The following is a 16,999-nucleotide window of genomic DNA, read 5'->3' on the forward strand; positions in this document are numbered from 1 at the left end:
ATTGCACCGAGGAGTTGGGGCGATCTAGGGTCGTCCACATGAGCCCCTTCCTCGCATACGAGGACAAAGGAGTCGATAGTTCGTCGACCCCGCTCGTCCTCGTCCACGGCCACCCCTTCGACCGCACGATGTGGGCCCCGCAGGTCGAGACGTTCACCGCCGCCCGCCGGGTCGTCGCCCCCGACCTGCGCGGCTACGGCGCCTCCCCGGTCGTCCCCGGCGTCACCCCGCTCTCCGCCTTCGCCGGCGACATCGAGGCCCTGCTGGACGACCTCAAGGTGGAGACCTTCGTGCTGGCGGGCCTGTCGATGGGCGGCCAGATCGTCATGGAGTGCTACGCCCGCTTCCCCCACCGCATCCGGGGTCTGGTCCTCGCCGACACGTTCCCGGCGGCGGAGACCACGGAAGGCAAGAAGGCGCGCAACGCCATGGCGGACCGGCTGCTGCGCGAGGGCATGCGCGGATATGCCGACGAGGTGCTGGAGAAGATGGTCGCGCCGTACGCCGACGCCGAGGTCAAGGCCCACGTCCACCGCATGATGACGGCGACCCCGCCCGAGGGTGCCGCGGCGGCCCTGCGCGGACGCGCCGAACGCCCCGACTACCGCGACCTGCTCACCCGGGTCGCGGTCCCCGCCCTGGTCGTCGTCGGCGCGGACGACGCCTACACCCCCGTCTCCGACGCGCAGGCCATGCACGCGGCCCTCCCGGACTCGACCCTGCGGGTGATCGAGGGCGCGGCCCACATGCCGAACCTGGAGCGGCCGGGGGAGTTCGACGAGGCGCTGGGGGAGTTCCTGGCGCGGGTGGACGGGTGATCCGTACTCGTGGCCGCCACGCAACCTTCGCCCCATGACCCCCGTCTTTGAGGGAGGATTCGGGCATCCCACCCGCGAGCGGAAGGCCGGGACTTGGACACTGCGGCTGCCGAGTGGACGGCGTCCCGGGACGGCGAGCCAGGAGACCGGACCGGGCACAGGCTCGGCAGATGGACGGCCGCCCTGCTGTTCCTGGGCGTCAGCGCGGTCATCGGCTGCCGGATCGCCGACGTCGACGGCATCACCCCCGTCCCCCAGCTCCTCGCCTTCCTGCCGTGGCTGCTCGTGCCCACCGGCCTCGGACTGCTGACCGCGCTCTTCTCACGCTGGTGGTTCGGCGTCGTATGGGCCGTCGCCCTCCTCGGACTGCTGGCCTGGTACATCGAGCCGTACGGGAAGACCGGCCGGCCGGGCGGGGCCCCGCTCGTCTCCTTCCGTGTGCTGACCTCGAACGTCGAGTTCGGGCAGGCGACCGACGCCCTGGTCGCCGCCGTCCGCCGTGAGCGGCCGGACATCGTGTTCGTCCAGGAGTGCGAGTACACCTGCGACGCCGGACTCAAGGAAGCGCTCGGCACCGACTATCCGCACCGGGCGGCACAGATCGAGGCCGGGTCGGCGGGGTCGGTCGTCCTCAGCCGCTTCCCGCTCGACCCGGCCGACCCGGTCGACGGCACCATGGCCATGCCCGGCGCCGTCGCCGACGTGCGCGGACATGCCGTACGGCTCCAGCTCGCGCACCCCATGCCGCCGCTGCCCGGGCACGTCGACCTGTGGCGCCGGGAGCTCGGCGACCTGCGGGACTTCGCCGCCGAGAGCACCGGCGGCGACGGCAGGACCCCCGTCATCCTGGCCGGGGACTTCAACGCCTCCCAGGACCACGCCGCCTTCCGCCGCATCCTCGACGCCGGTCTGCGCGACGCCACCCGGCTCACCGGCGAGGACCGCACACCCAGCTGGCCGGCCCGTACCGCGCCGGCCTTCGGGGTGCAGATCGACCACGTGCTCCTCTCGGCCGGCTTCTCCGCCCGCACCGCCCGCTTCCTCGACCTGCCGGACACCGACCACCGTGCCCTGCTCGTCGACGTCACCCTTCACCAGCGGCGATGAGGTCGACGACGAGCTGAACAGGCGTGCCCATAATGGGCCCCATGTCCCGCGAGCTACCCATCGGCCTCACCCCGCCCGACTGGCTCGTGCGCAACCTCCGGGCCCAGCCGGCTCCCGTCAACTGGCCCGCCGTGATCCGCGCGGCCATCGCGCTGTCCCTGCCCCTGGCCATCGGGCTCGCCGTCGACCGCCCCGGATACGGCGCCCTCGCCTCGATGGGCGCCCTCAACGGCGTCATCAGCGACACCGCCTCCGCCTATCGCCTGCGCATCCCCACCATCGCGATCCCGCAGCTCTTCGGCGCCGTCGGCATCACCCTCGGGGCCCTGGTGCACGGCCACGGCTGGGTCGCCGTCGCCGCCGTCACCGGCGTCGCGCTGGTGTCCGGGATGATCTCGACGATCGGTGCGGTGGCCTCCGTGTCGGGGCTGTTGCTGCTGCTGACGTCCGTGATCGGCGCGGGGCTGCCGCTGCCGGGCGAGTGGTGGATGGCCCCGCTGCTGATGGCAGGCGGCGGGCTGCTCGTCCTGGTCCTCGCGCTGCTCGCCTGGCCGCTGCGGTCGGGGGTGCCGGAACGGGCCGCGGTGGCGGACAGCTACCGGGCGGTCGCCGAGCTGCTGGAGGTCGGCGGCAGCGACAGCGGCACCAGCCAGGCGTACGACGCCGGCCGGCACGCCGTCACCCAGTCCCTGAACCAGTCCTACGACATCATCCTCGCCCACCGCGCCCGCCATCACGGCCGCAGCCCCGAACTCACCCGCCTGCTGGCCCAGTTGAACGCCATCACCCCGGTCGTGGAGGCCGCCCCCGCCGCCCGCCTCAGCGGCAGCCCCCTCCCGCCCGAGATCCCGGCGGCGGTACGGCATCTCGCCTCCGCCGTGGAGAGCGGCCATACGGGACCGACAGGGCTGAAACTGCCCGCCCCGACGACCGAGACCGGCCGCGCCGTCGACCACGCACTGCGGCACGCCGCCGACGTCGTCGCCAACCCGGACGTCGTCCCTCCCCCCCTCTCGGCTTCGCTCGAGCGGGGGGACCCCCATGGCATCGTCGACCGCCTGGGCCGCCCGGCCGCCCTGAGCATCCGCGCCGCCCGCGCCCTGCGGGGCGTCACGCTCTCCGCCGCCTCCTGGCGCTACGGCCTGCGCCTCGCCCTGTGCATCGGGATCGCCCAGGCGCTGGTGTCCCTCATCCCGGTCCCCCGCTCCTACTGGGTCGCCCTGACCATCACCTTCGTCCTCAAGCCCGACTTCGGCTCCGTCTTCTCCCGGGCGCTGCTGCGTGCCCTCGGCACGGTCGCCGGGCTGGTCATCGCGGCGGCGGTGCTCGCGGAGGTGCCGCGCGGCTGGTGGGACGTACCGGTGCTGTTCCTGCTGGCACCGCTGATCCCGGCGCTCACCCCGCGCGGTTACGGCTACCAGACGGCCGCCATCACGCCGGTGATCCTGCTCCTGTCGGACGTCCTGAGCCATCAGGGCACCGCCCTGCTGCTGCCCCGCCTGGGCGACTCCCTCATGGGGTGCGCGATCGCCCTGATCGCCGGTTACCTGCTGTGGCCGGAGAGCTGGCACACCCGGGTCGGCGCCCGGCTCGCGGACGCGGTGCAGGACACGGCACGCTACGTGGAGGCCGCCTTCGGCCCGGACCCCGTGGACCCACCGGCCCGCGCCCGGATGCGCCGCGGCCTCTACCGCACCCTCTCCGCCATCCGCACCGAATTCCAGCGCGCCCTGACCGAGCCCCCGCCCACCGGCCGCCGGGCAGCCGCCTGGTGGCCCCTGGTCGTAGCGGTGGAACGCATCGTCGACGCGACCACGGCGGCGAGGGTACGAGTGGCCCACGGCGCACCTCCACCGTCCACCACGGAGGCGACCCAGGCGGCCCGCCAACTGAGAGAACTGGCGGAGGGCCTACGCGAGTCGGAAACCCTGTACGAGGTCAGAACGGATCTGACGGGCCCAACCGACAGCGTCCTGGAGCCACTGCGCCAGGAGGTGGCGGCGGCCAGAGCCATCGCGTCCCCGCACTGAAGCTTTCCCAGGGGCGCGGGGAACTGCGCGACCAGCCACAAACAACCCGCAGCCGCGAACCGAGACGGACCACCCGAGCCATTGGGCGCCACCGTCCCAAAAAGAAGCGCGGCGCGGCCGCCCCGTGCAGGAGGGCGACCGCGCCGTGTGTGGGGGGTGGTTCCTGGCCCGACTAGCGGGCAGCGACCTTGTGCAGCGCCTTGTCCATCGCCGCGGCGAACCCGTTGGCCCACAGCTGCTCCACGCGAGAGCGCTCGTTGGCGTCCGGGTTCGGGTTCGTGCAGGACGGACCGGGACCGCCGCCCGACATCAGCTCACTGCACGGGCCCTCGTAGTGGTCCGGCAGACCCAGCACGTGCCCGGTCTCGTGCGCGGTGACGCGAGTCGAGTCGTACTCCTGGTTCTGCGCGTAGTCGAGGAAGATGTACCCGTTGCCGTGACCGTCGGTCGAGGCGTACGAGCCGCGCGGGTCGTTGCCCTCGCGGTAGGTGAAGTCGGCGTTCGAGCCCTGCTGGAGCTGGACGTTGGACACCGAGCTGTTCCAAATCTGGGTGCTGCGGGATATCTGCGCGCTGAACGTGGGCGCCCCGGAGGCGTCGTAGACGACGGTGACGGCCGCGGCGCGAGGGTTCGCGGCGCGCTTCTCGGCGACGGACTTCACGACCGCCTCGAAGAAGGCCCGACTGGCGTCGGACTCCGCGGACTTGGCGACGTAGCCGGCGGTGGCGGGGGTGTAAGCCGGGGCCGCGGTGGCCGGGGCTGCCGTGCCCAGGCCGAGTGCCGCGACGCTGAGACCGACTGCCGCCGCCGTACGGGCGGACATGGACGTGGACATACGCATCGATGACTCCTAGGTGGGGGGTGAGTCGTCAAGGCGAGTGTCGGCGCCTGTGAGGCCGCTGTGATGATGGCAATCGGTGATAGTCCTGCCCTATCGGAGCCCCAATTGGCGGGCATCCGGGGGGATTTGTGCGGCTGGTGAAACCTGCTGTTCCGCTTTAGTCTCCGAGGGCATGGAGCTCGAGGTGAGACACCTCCGCGCGCTGTGCGCCATAGCCGACACCGGCAGTCTGCACCGGGCCGCCCGCCAGTTGGGCGTCGCCCAGCCATCGTTGAGCACGCAACTGCGACGGATCGAGCAGGAGCTGGGCGGCGCGCTGTTCCTGCGCGCGAGAACCGGCTGCCGGCCCACACCGCTGGGCCGGCAGGTCCTCAGCCGCGCCCGCCCGCTGGTGGCCGATATGCGCGCCTTGGTGGCCGAGGCGAGGGCGGCCGCGGTGGGCGGCCCGGAACTGCGGGTCGGCTCGACCGCGAGCAAGGCCCTGGCGGGCTGGCTGCGCCGGCTGCGCGGCCACGGCCAGGACCCCACCCTCCACATGAACGTCTCCCCCAACGCCCTGCTGCGCATGGTCGCCGACGGCCAGCTGGACGTCGCTTTCGTGCACGAGGTGGAGGGCTGCCCGCTGCGGATCCCGGCGGAGCTGCGGCTACGCGTGTTGATGGAGCGCGAACCGCAGTTCGTGTCGTTGCCGACCGACCACCCGGCCGTGGCGAAGTCCGAGGTCGCCCTGCGTGACCTGGCCGACGACCGCTGGATGGTCGACCCGACGGTCGACGGCGAGTGGGACGCCGTGCAGCGGATGTTCCGCGCGGCCGGCGTCAATCCCCACGTCCTGCACGGGGACTACTACACGGCCGACGCCCTGGTCGCCACCGGCGAGGTCGTCGCCGTCTGCCAGCCGACCCACGCCGACAGCCCCACGATGGCGGTACGACGCCTGCACGGCGACCCCCTCGGCGTACGGCTCCTCCTCGCGGCCCGTACGCAGACGGACCTCGACGGCGTCTATCCCGCGCTGGAGGAGGCGTACTGGGAGGCGGCGCGGCAGGCGCCGGCGTATCGGGAGTGGCTGGAACACGACGGTGAGCGGCAGCCGCCGGTCCCAGCCCTTCCCTAGTCGGCGTCCCTGGATCAGACGCCGATGTCGCAGCCGTCCTTGCGCCACACCGCCACGACCGCCGGGCGGTTGATCTTGCCGGCACCGTCGGGCCAGGCGCTCAGCGGCTTCTCGGCCGTGGCGCCGTCGATCTCGCCCGGGTGCTGCACGGCGACGAGCACGCGGCGGTCCTGGACGAGCGGACCGCAGGTCTCCGCGCCCTTCGGCACCGTCAGGAACTGCTTGAGCTCACCGCGCCGGTCACCGCGGGTGGCGACACCGAAGAGGCCGTCGTGCGAGCCGAGCTGCGCGCCGTCGGTGGAGATCCACAGGTTGCCGTACGAGTCGAAGGCGACGTTGTCCGGGCAGGAGATCGGGGAGACGCGGTCCTTCGGGTACCCGGCGAAGTAGGTGGCCGGGTCCTCCGGGTCACCGGCGACGAGGAACAGCGACCAGGCGAACTTCTTGCTGTCGGCGCAGTTCCAGCGCTCGGTCAGCTCCAGGATGTGCCCGTGCTTGTTGGCGTTGCGCGGGTTGGCCTCGTCCGCCTTGGCGTTCGTGCCGATGCCGCGGTTGGTGTTGTTGGTGAGGGCGACGTACACCTTGCCGGTGTGCGGGTTGGGCTCGATGTCCTCGGGCCGGTCCATCTTCGTCGCGCCGACCTTGTCACCGGCGAGACGTGTGAAGACGAAGACCTCCTCGGCGGTCATGCCCTCGACGTGCGACTCGGCACCCTTCGCGGTCGCCGTGGCCAGCGGGATCCACTCGCCGCTGCCGTCGAACTCGCCGTCGGCGGGAAGCTTCCCGGTGCCGTCGATCTCGATGGCCGGGGAGTCGCCGGTGAGCTTGGCGACATAGAGCGTGCCCTCGTCGAGCAGCGCGAGGTTGTGCTCCCGCACCGCGCGCGAGCTGCCCTTCTTCATCCGCTTGCTGCCGACGAACTTGTAGAAGTAGTCGAAGCGCTCGTCGTCACCGGAGTAGACGACCGGGCGGCCGTCGTCGGTCAGGCGCACGGTCGCGCCCTCGTGCTTGAAGCGGCCGAGCGCGGTGTGCTTGCGCGGCTTGGAGTCGGGGTCGTACGGGTCGAGCTCGACGACGTACCCGAAGCGGTGCACCTCGTTGGGCTCCTGCGCGACGTCGAAGCGCTTGTCGAAACGCTCCCACTTGCGCTCGGTGGCGCCGGTGCCGATGCCGTAGCGCTTGTCCGTGGCGCGGGTGGCGTTGCCGAAGTACTGGTTGAAGTTCTCCTCGCCGTGCAGCGTGGTTCCCCAGGGGGTGACGCCGCCGGCGCAGTTGTTCAGGGTGCCGAGAGCCTTGCGGCCGGTCGGGTCGGCGGAGGTCTTCAGCAGGTCGGAGCCGGCGGCGGGGCCGGTGATGCGGAACTCGGTGGTCGCGGTGACGCGGCGGTTGAGCGGGTGGCGCGAGACCGGGGTGAGCTTGCCGGTACGACGCTCGCTCTCGACCACGACGGCGGACAGACCGTGGGCGGCCCAGGCGATCTCGACCTGCTCCTTGGTCGGGTTGGCGGCGTCGTAGCCACGGAACATGAGCACCTCATCGGTGTACTCATGGTTGGCGACGAGGATCTGGCGGCCGCGCTCGCCGGGCACCGGCAGCAGCGCGAGGAAGTCGCAGTTGTACCCGAACTGACCGGCCTGGGCCTTCGCGGACTGCTTCGCCGCGTCGAAGGCGGGCGCGCCGCGCAGGATGGGCTCGCCCCAGCGGATGACGATGTTCTGCGCGTATCCGTCCGGGATGGTCACGGTGTCGGCGGTGTTCGGCGCGACGGGGTTGAACCGCAGACCACGCGCACCGCGGCCGAAGGTACCGGTCCGCTCGGTCGCCGCGGCGGCCTCGGCGGCCTCGGCCTTCGGCGCGGCAACGGTGGTGGAGGCGCCCACGGCGGCGGCAGCGGTGACGACGGCGGCGGCGCGCAGCGTCGTACGGCGGCTGACGGCCTCGGCGATCACGTCACCCACATACGGGTTCGTGGTGGTGTTGGGCACCTCGTGGAAACAGGCGTCACCACACCGGAACCGGCAGGTCAAGGCGGCCCGACCGCCGGGATGCGAGTCACTGTTCGTTCTGATGATCGGCAGCTGAATGCGCATGATTTTTTGTACTCCCCTTGCTTCCCCTTGAATGCAGCGTGGGGGACGGTAGGGGGACGTTTGTGCGGGAGCGGGGCGGCTGCATGAACTGGAGGTGAATCAGAGGTATCCGTACGGGAGTTGGGTTGGCGCCGCGGAATCGACGCGATGCAGCCCTTGACGTACCTCGACGGACGGAATCCTTCTGTGTCCGCCCCTCCCCAAGATCGCCATCTGGGGCCGCTAACCTTACGTGTCCGTCCTGGCCAGGGATCGACGGGCATCAACTCACGCGAAGGGTTGCGGACATGGGCATTCTCACTCTCCTGCGGAACGCATTCGGCCGATCACGCAAGGTTCGTACGGCCGAAGCAGAGGGTGCGACTGCTGCGCCGGAACCGCAGCCGACGCTCCCTTCCCCCTCCCCGGAACCCACCCCGCCGACCACGGCCCAGGTCCCGGAACCGCGCACGTCGGAGCCCCCGGCCCGCCCGGAAAAGCCCGAGACGCCGGATACGACCGCCGAGTCGGACGACGAGCACGACTTGGTCTCGGCCGCCTTCGACAACGTAACGGTGCCGAGGCCGGCGGGCCCGGCGGAGGAGCGGTCGACGACCGGCGAGACCCCTGCGACGGACCCGACGCCGACTGAGGAGCCGGCCGAGACGGAGCCGACGGTCGCTGAGGAGCAGGTCGAGGCGGAGCCGACGGTTACTGAGGAGCCGGTTGCGGAGACGCCGACCGCTGAGGCTGCGCCGGCCGAGGAGCCGGTTGCGGAGACGCCGGTGATCGAGGAGCCCGCGGCGGAGGAGCCCGCCACCGAGCCGGTCGCGGCCGAGGAGCCGGTCGGGGAGACCCCGGTGGCCGAGGAGCCCGCGGTGGAGGAGCCCGCCACCAAGCCGGTCGCCACCGAGGAGCCTGTCGGGGAAACCCCGGTGGCCGAGGAGCCCGCGGTGGAGGAGCCCGCCACCGAGCCGGTCGCCACCGAGGAGCCGGTCGCGGAGACGCCTGTCACCGAGGAACCCGCCACCGAGGAGCCCGCTGCCGAGCCGGCCGAGCCGGCAGACGCTGAGGAGCCGGTTGCGGCTGAGGAGCCTGCGCCCGTGGAGGCGGCCGAGGAGCCGGTGGCGAAGGCCACGGAGACCGCTTCGGAGACCGAGCCCGAGCCCGTGGCTGTCGAGGCCGAGCCGGAGCCGGTCGTGGCCGCGGCCGCCGACGGCGGGGAAGCCCCACAGGGGCCACTCGCGGCCGACGACGAAAGCGTCACGGGTGGTGCGGGCGGGAACAACGAGGCCGAAGGCGAAGCCGAGGCCGCACCCACCGCCCCGGCAACCGCCGCCGACGAGCCCGAAGCCGAAGCCGAAGCCGAGACCCCCGTACCCACAACCCTCCGCACCGCCCACACCGCCGCGGCAGCCACCCTCACCAAAACCAACCTCACCGGCACCACAGCGAAGCTCTACCTCGTGCTGGACCGCTCCGCGAGCATGCGCCCGTACTACAAGGACGGCTCCGCCCAGGCCCTCGCCGAGCAGACCCTCGCCCTGGCCGCCCACCTCGACCCCGAGGCCACCGGCCCCAAGGTCCACGTCGTCTTCTTCTCCACCGAACTCGACGGCACCGGCGAGCTCACCCTCACCGACCACGAGAACAAGATCGACGAGCTGCACGCCGGCCTCGGCCGCATGGGCCGTACCAGCTACCACGTCGCGGTCGAGGAAGTCGTCGCCCACCACACCAAGACCGCCCCCGGCACCCCCGCCCTGGTCGTCTTCCAGACCGACGGCGCCCCCGACGCCAAGACCCCGGCCACCCACGCCCTCACCGAGGCCGCGAAGAACCACCCCGCCGTGTTCTTCTCCTTCGTCGCGTTCGGCGACCCGGAGAACAAGGCCTTCGACTACCTCCGCAAGCTGAAGCTGGACAACGTGTCCTACTTCCTCGCCGGCGAGGACCCGAAGGAGCTCACGGACGCGGAGATCTACGAGGGCATCCTCGCCGGCTGGCGCCCGTAACCCCCGGAGATCACCCCGAACCACCCGGGCCGCCCCCTTCCCACCCCTCGAAATGGGAAGCGGGCGGCCCACCCGTGTCGGCTACGATTTCAAGGTTCGCAAAGAACCAAGAACCCCGAAATCCGACCTGGGAGCAGCCCCCGATGGCTCGACACCTCATCACCAGCGCCCTTCCGTACATCAACGGAATCAAGCACCTGGGCAACATGGTGGGGTCCATGCTCCCGGCGGACGTGTACTCCAGGTACCTCCGCCAGCGCGGCCACGACGTCCTCTACATCTGCGCGACGGACGAGCACGGCACCCCGGCGGAGCTGGCGGCCAAGGAGCAGGGCCTGCCCGTGGCGGACTTCTGCGCGCAGGCGCACGACGCCCAGAAGGCGGTCTACGACGGCTTCGCACTGGCCTTCGACTACTTCGGCCGGAGTTCCTCCCCGCAGAACGTCGAGATCACCCAGCACTTCGCCCGCAAGCTGAACGAGAACGGCTTCATCGAGGAGCGGGCGATCCGCCAGGTGTACAGCCCCACCGACGGCCGCTTCCTCCCGGACCGCTACGTCGAGGGCACCTGCCCCCACTGCGGCTACGACAAGGCCCGCGGCGACCAGTGCGAGAACTGCACCCGCGTACTCGACCCCACCGACCTGATCGACCCGCGCTCGGCGATCTCCGGCTCCACGGACCTGGAGGTCCGCGAGACCAAGCACCTGTTCCTGCTCCAGTCCAAGCTGCAGAGCGAGGTCATGGAGTGGGTCGCCCGCCACGACGGCGTCTGGCCGCACCTGGCGTCCTCCATCGCCCACAAGTGGCTGACCGAGGGCCTGCACGACCGCGCGATCACCCGTGACCTGGACTGGGGCGTCCCGGTCCCGGCCGACACCTGGCCGGAGCTGGCGGCCGAGGGCAAGGTCTTCTACGTCTGGTTCGACGCCCCGATCGAGTACATCGGCGCGACGAAGGAGTGGTCGGACCTCGACCCGTCGACGCGTGACTGGAAGTCCTGGTGGTACGACGTCGACACCGACGTCCGCTACACGGAGTTCATGGCGAAGGACAACGTCCCGTTCCACACGGTGATGTTCCCGGCCACCGAGCTCGGCATCCGCGAGCCCTGGAAGAAGGTCGACTTCGTCAAGGCCTTCAACTGGCTGACGTACTACGGCGGAAAGTTCTCCACGTCCCAGAAGCGCGGTGTCTTCACCGACCAGGCCCTGGAGATCCTCCCCGCCGACTACTGGCGCTACTTCCTGATCGCCAACGCCCCCGAGTCGGACGACTCGTCATTCACCTGGGAGCACTTCACGGCCACGGTCAACAAGGACCTGGCCGACACCCTCGGCAACTTCGTCAACCGTGTGCTGTCCTTCTCCAAGAAGCGCTTCGGCGAGGAGGTCCCGGCGGGCGCCGAGGCCGGCGAGGCGGAGGCGAAGCTGGGCGAGCAGATCGCCGAGCTCCTCGCAGAGTACGAGCAGCACATGGAGACCCTCCAGTTCCGCAAGGCGGCCGCCGCCCTGCGCGCGCTGTGGTCCGCGGGCAACTCCTACCTGGAGGAGAAGGCCCCCTGGCTGGAGATCAAGACCGACAAGGACGGCGCCGCCCTCACCCTCCGTACCGCGATGAACCTGATCCACCTGTACGCGGTGGTCTCGGAGCCGTTCATCCCGACGTCGGCGGCCGCCATGCGCCAGGCCTTCGCCCTGAAGAACGACACGGCGACCTGGGTGAGCCCCGAGGAGGCCAGGTCCCTCACGGCCGTCCCCGCCGGCACCCCCTTCACCGTCCCGCCGGTCCTCTTCGCCAAGCTCACGGACGAGGACCTGGAGGCGTACAAGGAGCGCTTCGGCGGCGAAGGCGCCTAATTGATGTGAGGGGCGTCGCGCGACTGTGATGGAGTGAGGTCATGACGTACTACGTCACGACCCCGATCTACTACGTCAACGACGCCCCGCACCTGGGCCACGCCTACACCACGGTGGCGGCCGACGTCCTCGCCCGCTGGCACCGCCGGCGCGGCGAGGACGTGTGGTTCCTCACGGGGACCGACGAGCACGGCCAGAAGATCCTGCGGACGGCCGAGGCGAACGGCGTGCCGCCGCAGGTCTGGGCCGACCGGCTGGCCGAGGAGTCCTGGAAGCCGCTCTGGCAGCACCTGGAGATCTCCCACGACGACTTCATCCGTACGACCGAGAAGCGGCACACGGACCGGGTGCAGGAGTTCTTCCAGGACCTGTACGACAACGGCCGGATCCGCAAGGGGAGTTACGAGGGTCCGTACTGCGTGGCCTGCGAGGAGTACAAGCTCCCCGGCGAGCTGATCGAGGCGCCGGACGGCACTCTGCTCTGCGCGATCCACAAGCGCCCGGTGGATCTCCTCAAGGAGGAGAACTACTTCTTCAAGCTCAGCGAGTACGGTGAGCGCCTCCTCGCCCACTACGAGGCCAACCCCGGCTTCATCCAGCCGGAGTCGGCCCGCAACGAGGTGGTGAACTTCGTCCGGGGCGGCCTTCAGGACCTCTCCGTCTCCCGCTCGACGTTCGACTGGGGCGTCAAGGTCCCCTGGGACGACGACCACGTCATCTACGTCTGGGCGGACGCCCTGCTCAACTACGCCACGGCCGTGGGCTACAACGAGAACCCCGAGAAGTTCGAGTCGACGTTCCCGGCCGACGTCCACCTCGTCGGCAAGGACATCCTCCGCTTCCACGCGGTCATCTGGCCGGCCATGCTGATGGCGAACGGTCTGCCGCTGCCGGGCCGGATCGCGGCCAACGGCTGGCTGCTGGTCGGCGGCGAGAAGATGAGCAAGTCCAACCTGACCGGCATCAAGCCACAGGACCTGACCTCGCACTTCGGCGTGGACGCGTACCGCTGGTACTTCCTGCGCGCGATCGCCTTCGGCCAGGACGGCTCGTTCTCCTGGGAGGACTTCTCCGCCCGCTACACCAGCGAGCTGGCGAACGACTACGGCAACCTCGCCTCCCGGGTGGCGGCCATGGTCGGCCGGTACTTCGGCGGCGAACTGCCGGCGTCGACGGCCCACGGAAAGGCCGAGCAGGCCGTCCAGGAGGGTCTCGCCAAGGCCGTCGCGGAGGCCGACCGCAGGATCGGCGACGAGCTGGACTTCCAGGGCGGCATCCTGGCGGTCTTCGACTTCGTCCGGCAGGTCAACGGCTACCTCACGGAGCAGGAGCCCTGGAAGGTCGCGAAGGACGAATCCGAGGGGGCCCGGGCCCGTCTCGCCACCATCCTCTACACGGCCGCGGAGTGCCTCCGGGCCATCGCCGTCCTGCTGGAACCGGTGATGCCGGAGACCTCCGCGAAGCTCTGGGACTCCCTGGGCGCGGAGGCCTCCCTGGGCCGTCTCCAGGACCAGAGGATCCAGGAGGCGGCCGACTGGGGGAGGCTCCCCGCCGGTACGGCGGTCACCAAGAGCGCGGTGCTGTTCCCGCGGCTGGAAGACCCGCCGACGCCTACTTGAGGACCCCGGCGCCAGTCGTCGTCGCCAGCTCGTTCGCGAGGTTCTTCGCCGACGTCCGCAGACCCGCCGTGAGCGCCGGCTTCCAGTTCACCGTCGTCTTGATCTTCTTCGAGCTCGCGGCGTTGTAGGCGGCCACGATGTCGGTGGCGGTGCCGTTGACGAGGTTGCCGGTGCCCGCGATGGAGCCGGTGCCGTCGCCGCTCAGCAGCTTGGCCGTCTTGGCGCCGGACGGGAGCTTGAAGGCGTTGTGCTCGGCGACGACCTGGGCCTTGGCGCGGGAGTCGATGCTGTACTTCGGCTCGTAGCCGTTGAGCGCGGTCGTGTCGTAGAGGTTGTTGTAGAGGTGGATCTTGCCGATGCGGGCCAGGGGCGCCCGCTGCACGATCCCCTTCCACACGTTGTGGTGGAGGGTGACCCGCAGCTTGCCGGTGCTGTCCGTGTCGCTGCTGCCGATCAGCATCGTCTTGTCGTGGCTGCTGAAGACGTTGCGCTCGACGGTCACCAGGTCGGAGCCGCCTGTGATGTCGAGGGCGCCGTCGTGGATCTGGTACTTGCGGCCGAAGTACGTCTTCCTTCGGATGCTTTCGGTGAGGCTCGCGCTCCGGCGAGCGATCCCGCGTGGGCGGGCTTCCGACCCGTCTGTGGTCGCGGAGATCCGAAAGGTTGCCGTGGAGGTCTTGACTGATCCGTGTGCAACTCGGGGACATCACGCGGATGTTGTCCATCCGGTTGGCATGGATCGCCCCCCACCGCCACCATGCCCCCCGTCACGACCGTATGGTTTCCGCCATGGCAGTCCCAGAGGTCATCCCGATCGCCTACGAGCCGCACGGCCGTACCGAGGCGATCGGTTGTTACGCGGACGGACAGTTCTTCGGCTCGGTCACGTACGCCTTCCCCAAGGATTTCGACCTCGGCACCGGCTGGGAAGAGCAAAAACGCCTCTATTCGGTACTGCACACCTTCGACCCCGAAGGCCGGTACCGCGACTCGGAGATCTGGTGCGCCGGCACCTGGGCCGAGCAGATGCGCGCCCCGGACGGAGCCGACTCGGTGCTGGCCCGCGCCCGCGCCCACCTCGCGACCCGGCTGCGCAGTCTCCCCCGCCGCACGTACACGGACATCGCCGTCCGCCCCTTCCAACTCACCGTCGACGGCGTGCTGTTCGGCCTGGTGACGGACGAGGACGAGGGTGAGGCGTGGGCCGAGCTGTACCCGGACCACCTGGGTTTCGGGGCGCCCTGGGACGGTTCGTACGACACCTGATCGTTTGCGCCTCTATGCCTGGACGCCCCTGAGACGCTATACATTGCGAAGATCATGTAAGGCCATCAAGTGGGGGGATCCATTCATGGCGCTCTTCGGAAACGCGCACACCATCGACCAGGGGCAGGCGCAGCAGGACTACGCGCGTCTGCTGGGCCACGGTGAGCAGGTGCACGCGGCGTACCTGCTGATACGGGACACCATCCTGTTCACCGACCGCCGTCTGATCCTGGTCGACAAGCAGGGCATCACGGGCAAGAAGGTGGAGTACCACTCGATCCCGTACCGCAGCATCACGCACTTCGCGGTGGAGACGGCCGGCACCTTCGACCTGGACGCCGAGCTGAAGATCTGGCTTTCGGGGTCGGCGACGCCGGTCCAGAAGACGTTCACCAAGGGCGTCGACATCTACGAGGTGCAGGCGATCCTGACGCAGTTCGTGGCGAAGTAGCTGTACCACCGGCCCCGCCGAGGTCGCCCGACCCGGCGGGGCAGCCATAATCGGCGCACGATGATCCCGCAGCCCCGCCACCTCCTGACCGACGTCCTCGCTCTGGGCGCCCGCTATCCCCTCGTCCTGGCCGGCGAGTACGCGATCCGGGCGCACGGTCTGACGTCGCGGGAGTCGGTGCGGGGGCCGCTGGAGGTGGCGACGGAGTCGCCCGAGCCCATGGACCGGATCGCCGCCGACATGCTGCGCGGCCTGACCGAACTCGGCTGGCGGGTACGCCCCCTGGAGACCGACCCGCTCTCCGCCCGGCTGCTCGTCACCGCCCCGGACGCCGATGACCAGCTCACGGGGGGCCGTGCCGAGGAGCACACGCTCGACCTCCTGAAGGAGACTCTCTGGCACCCGCCGGTCACCACCGACCTCGGCCCGGCCCTCTCCCTCGAAGACCTCATCGGCACCAAGGTCCGCGCCCTGACCGACCGCGGCACCGCACGCGACCTGATCGACGTCTACGCCGCCGCGGCCCACTGGAGCTTCCCCGACCTGGAGGAGCAGGGCCGCCGCCACGCCTGGGACGAGTTCGACCCGGCCGACCTCCAGTCCCGCCTGGAGGCGACGGAACTGCTGGACGACCGGGTGTTCACCGCCCGGGGCCTGACCGCGGAGTCGGTGGCAACACTGCGCCGGTGGGTCAGGGCCTGGGCAGACGACATCGCCGAGCGCCTGCTGGAGGAGGAGGCGCTCAGACCGCCGCCGGAGGAGGAGTGACGTCGCCGCCGGGTCAGGTGCCGGTGTGCGTCGCCTCCGGGTCGACGCCCACGGTGATCGTCGCCCGGACACCCTTGGCGATGTCGTTCTTCTTGTACTTCAGCCTCAGCAGGCCGCCGGTGGTCCCGCTCTGGTCATAGATCGTGTCCTCGTCGAGCGTGGTGCGCTCCGTCGTGGACGTCGAGTACGGCTCCTCCTCGGCGGAGAGCAGGACCGTCTCCTCGTCGAAGAAGAACTGGCCGGTGTGGCAGGTGGTGCCGCCCTCGTAACCGGCGTCCGTCCACTCGCCGCTGACATGCACCTTGGTGTGGATGTGCACGCAGCGGCCCTGGTACCAGCCCGGGAAGATCGTCTTGAAGGTGACGAAGCCCTTGCGGTCCGTCCTCCAGGTGCCGCGCAGATAGCGGGTGTCGCTGGTCGGCTCCTCGTGCCCGCCGCCACCGCCGCCGGCCGGCGGCTCACCGGTCGGGGTGCCGGACGGCACTGCGGTGGGCGTGCCCGAGGGGGCGTCCGTCGGCGGGGTGCCCCCGCCGCCGCCGTTCGAGAAGGATTCGTAGCCCGAATACAGGCCCAGCGCGTCGCAGTGCCAGATGTCCACCGCCGCGTTGCCGACCGGCTTGCAGCTCTCGGCGTCGATCACCTTGATGCGGAGGGTGAGCGGGATGCCCTCCTTGTCCTCGGTGATGTCCTGGCGGAGCTTGTCCGCGTCGATGTAGTAGGGGCCCTCGGTGGTCTCCGAGGTGAGCTTGTAGCAGGTCTCCCCGGCGGTGGAACTGCTGCTCGCCGACGCCTTCGCAGCCGCCGTCCTCGCACCCTTCGCCGCCGGCTCTCCCGCAAAGGCGCCCGCCGCCAGCGTGCCGCCCACGCCCACCGCTGCGGCGGCTCCCGCTCCGGCGACGACGACCTTGCGACGCGTCAGATCCCGTTTGTGCTTCGGCTCTTGGGCCGTGTGGTTTCCCGTCATTCCCAGGACGCTAGGTAAGAGCGCTGTAAGGGGCATGGGTGTGAGCTGTGGTTCCCTGTGGAACCTGAAAGGGCC

The 16,999-nt window shown here is 70.4% G+C and carries 13 protein-coding genes and 1 pseudogene; 10 read left to right on the forward strand and 4 right to left on the reverse strand.

Annotated features, from left to right (window positions below):
• Positions 1 to 38: 38 nt before the first annotated feature.
• From ACZ7L5_RS15130 to ACZ7L5_RS15140, 3 genes are all read left to right on the forward strand, one after another.
• The gene (locus ACZ7L5_RS15130) at positions 39 to 818 is read left to right on the forward strand and encodes an alpha/beta fold hydrolase (protein WP_471516997.1); all 780 of its coding nucleotides are present in this window, start codon (positions 39 to 41) and stop codon (positions 816 to 818) included.
• 93 nt (positions 819 to 911) lie between these two features.
• Positions 912 to 1,925 carry an endonuclease/exonuclease/phosphatase family protein gene (locus ACZ7L5_RS15135; protein ID WP_471516998.1) on the forward strand — a complete coding sequence of 338 codons (1,014 nt, stop codon included), beginning with the start codon at positions 912 to 914 and terminating at the stop codon, positions 1,923 to 1,925.
• 41 nt (positions 1,926 to 1,966) lie between these two features.
• Complete coding sequence (locus tag ACZ7L5_RS15140) at positions 1,967 to 3,955, forward strand: FUSC family protein (RefSeq protein ID WP_471516999.1); 1,989 nt, start codon at positions 1,967 to 1,969, stop codon at positions 3,953 to 3,955.
• 172 nt (positions 3,956 to 4,127) lie between these two features.
• On the opposite strand, the gene snpA is transcribed toward ACZ7L5_RS15140, so the two are convergent.
• Positions 4,128 to 4,796, reverse strand: coding sequence for a snapalysin (gene snpA, locus ACZ7L5_RS15145; RefSeq protein ID WP_471517000.1), 669 nt, complete (start codon positions 4,794 to 4,796; stop codon positions 4,128 to 4,130).
• A 172-nt stretch (positions 4,797 to 4,968) separates the two neighbouring features.
• On the opposite strand from snpA, the gene ACZ7L5_RS15150 reads away from it, so the two are divergent.
• Entirely contained in the window at positions 4,969 to 5,913 is a 945-nt protein-coding gene (locus tag ACZ7L5_RS15150; RefSeq protein WP_471517001.1) for a LysR family transcriptional regulator, read from the forward strand.
• Between the two features lie 14 nt (positions 5,914 to 5,927).
• Here ACZ7L5_RS15150 and ACZ7L5_RS15155 read toward each other — a convergent pair whose 3' ends face one another.
• Positions 5,928 to 8,003 (reverse strand): PhoX family protein, encoded by a 2,076-nt coding sequence (locus ACZ7L5_RS15155; protein ID WP_471517002.1) that lies wholly within the window; start codon positions 8,001 to 8,003, stop codon positions 5,928 to 5,930.
• Positions 8,004 to 8,290: 287 nt separating this feature from the next.
• Between ACZ7L5_RS15155 and ACZ7L5_RS15160 the strand changes: the two genes are divergently transcribed.
• The 3 genes from ACZ7L5_RS15160 to metG (ACZ7L5_RS15170) all read left to right on the forward strand — a co-directional run bounded on the left by ACZ7L5_RS15160 (position 8,291) and on the right by metG (ACZ7L5_RS15170) (position 13,475).
• Complete coding sequence (locus ACZ7L5_RS15160; protein ID WP_471517003.1) at positions 8,291 to 9,997, forward strand: VWA domain-containing protein; 1,707 nt, start codon at positions 8,291 to 8,293, stop codon at positions 9,995 to 9,997.
• Between the two features lie 143 nt (positions 9,998 to 10,140).
• Positions 10,141 to 11,856, forward strand: coding sequence for a methionine--tRNA ligase (gene metG / locus ACZ7L5_RS15165; protein ID WP_363035047.1), 1,716 nt, complete (start codon positions 10,141 to 10,143; stop codon positions 11,854 to 11,856).
• 41 nt (positions 11,857 to 11,897) lie between these two features.
• A complete protein-coding gene (gene metG, locus ACZ7L5_RS15170; RefSeq protein WP_471517004.1) occupies positions 11,898 to 13,475 on the forward strand; it encodes a methionine--tRNA ligase in 1,578 nt (525 codons plus the stop codon).
• Here the strand turns inward: metG (ACZ7L5_RS15170) and ACZ7L5_RS15175 are convergent.
• Positions 13,468 to 14,043, reverse strand: a pseudogene (locus ACZ7L5_RS15175) (pectate lyase family protein); the annotation flags it as partial. The gene metG (ACZ7L5_RS15170) and the pseudogene ACZ7L5_RS15175 sit on opposite strands and share 8 nt — an antisense overlap.
• Positions 14,044 to 14,264: 221 nt before the next feature.
• Here ACZ7L5_RS15175 and ACZ7L5_RS15180 point away from each other — a divergent pair.
• From ACZ7L5_RS15180 to ACZ7L5_RS15190, 3 genes are all read left to right on the forward strand, one after another.
• Positions 14,265 to 14,741 (forward strand): hypothetical protein, encoded by a 477-nt coding sequence (locus ACZ7L5_RS15180; protein WP_471517005.1) that lies wholly within the window; start codon positions 14,265 to 14,267, stop codon positions 14,739 to 14,741.
• 85 nt (positions 14,742 to 14,826) lie between these two features.
• A complete protein-coding gene (locus ACZ7L5_RS15185) occupies positions 14,827 to 15,192 on the forward strand; it encodes a PH domain-containing protein (protein ID WP_093907565.1) in 366 nt (121 codons plus the stop codon).
• 60 nt (positions 15,193 to 15,252) lie between these two features.
• Positions 15,253 to 15,960, forward strand: a complete 708-nt coding sequence (locus ACZ7L5_RS15190) for a nucleotidyl transferase AbiEii/AbiGii toxin family protein (RefSeq protein WP_471517006.1) — start codon at positions 15,253 to 15,255, stop codon at positions 15,958 to 15,960.
• 13 nt (positions 15,961 to 15,973) lie between these two features.
• On the opposite strand, the gene ACZ7L5_RS15195 is transcribed toward ACZ7L5_RS15190, so the two are convergent.
• A complete protein-coding gene (locus ACZ7L5_RS15195) occupies positions 15,974 to 16,924 on the reverse strand; it encodes an intradiol ring-cleavage dioxygenase (RefSeq protein ID WP_471517007.1) in 951 nt (316 codons plus the stop codon).
• Between the last annotated feature and the right edge of the window lie 75 nt (positions 16,925 to 16,999).

It is taken from the genome of Streptomyces sp. NPDC107528 (assembly GCF_055639295.1).

Coding starts and splice junctions, on each gene's coding strand:
- ACZ7L5_RS15130 (WP_471516997.1), top strand. CDS start 39: ATGAGCCCCTTCCTCGCATACGAGGACAAAGGAGTCGATAGTTCGTCG.
- ACZ7L5_RS15140 (WP_471516999.1), top strand. CDS start 1,967: ATGTCCCGCGAGCTACCCATCGGCCTCACCCCGCCCGACTGGCTCGTG.
- snpA (WP_471517000.1), bottom strand. CDS start 4,796: ATGCGTATGTCCACGTCCATGTCCGCCCGTACGGCGGCGGCAGTCGGT.
- ACZ7L5_RS15150 (WP_471517001.1), top strand. CDS start 4,969: ATGGAGCTCGAGGTGAGACACCTCCGCGCGCTGTGCGCCATAGCCGAC.
- ACZ7L5_RS15155 (WP_471517002.1), bottom strand. CDS start 8,003: ATGCGCATTCAGCTGCCGATCATCAGAACGAACAGTGACTCGCATCCC.
- ACZ7L5_RS15160 (WP_471517003.1), top strand. CDS start 8,291: ATGGGCATTCTCACTCTCCTGCGGAACGCATTCGGCCGATCACGCAAG.
- metG (WP_363035047.1), top strand. CDS start 10,141: ATGGCTCGACACCTCATCACCAGCGCCCTTCCGTACATCAACGGAATC.
- metG (WP_471517004.1), top strand. CDS start 11,898: ATGACGTACTACGTCACGACCCCGATCTACTACGTCAACGACGCCCCG.
- ACZ7L5_RS15180 (WP_471517005.1), top strand. CDS start 14,265: ATGGCAGTCCCAGAGGTCATCCCGATCGCCTACGAGCCGCACGGCCGT.
- ACZ7L5_RS15185 (WP_093907565.1), top strand. CDS start 14,827: ATGGCGCTCTTCGGAAACGCGCACACCATCGACCAGGGGCAGGCGCAG.
- ACZ7L5_RS15190 (WP_471517006.1), top strand. CDS start 15,253: ATGATCCCGCAGCCCCGCCACCTCCTGACCGACGTCCTCGCTCTGGGC.
- ACZ7L5_RS15195 (WP_471517007.1), bottom strand. CDS start 16,924: ATGACGGGAAACCACACGGCCCAAGAGCCGAAGCACAAACGGGATCTG.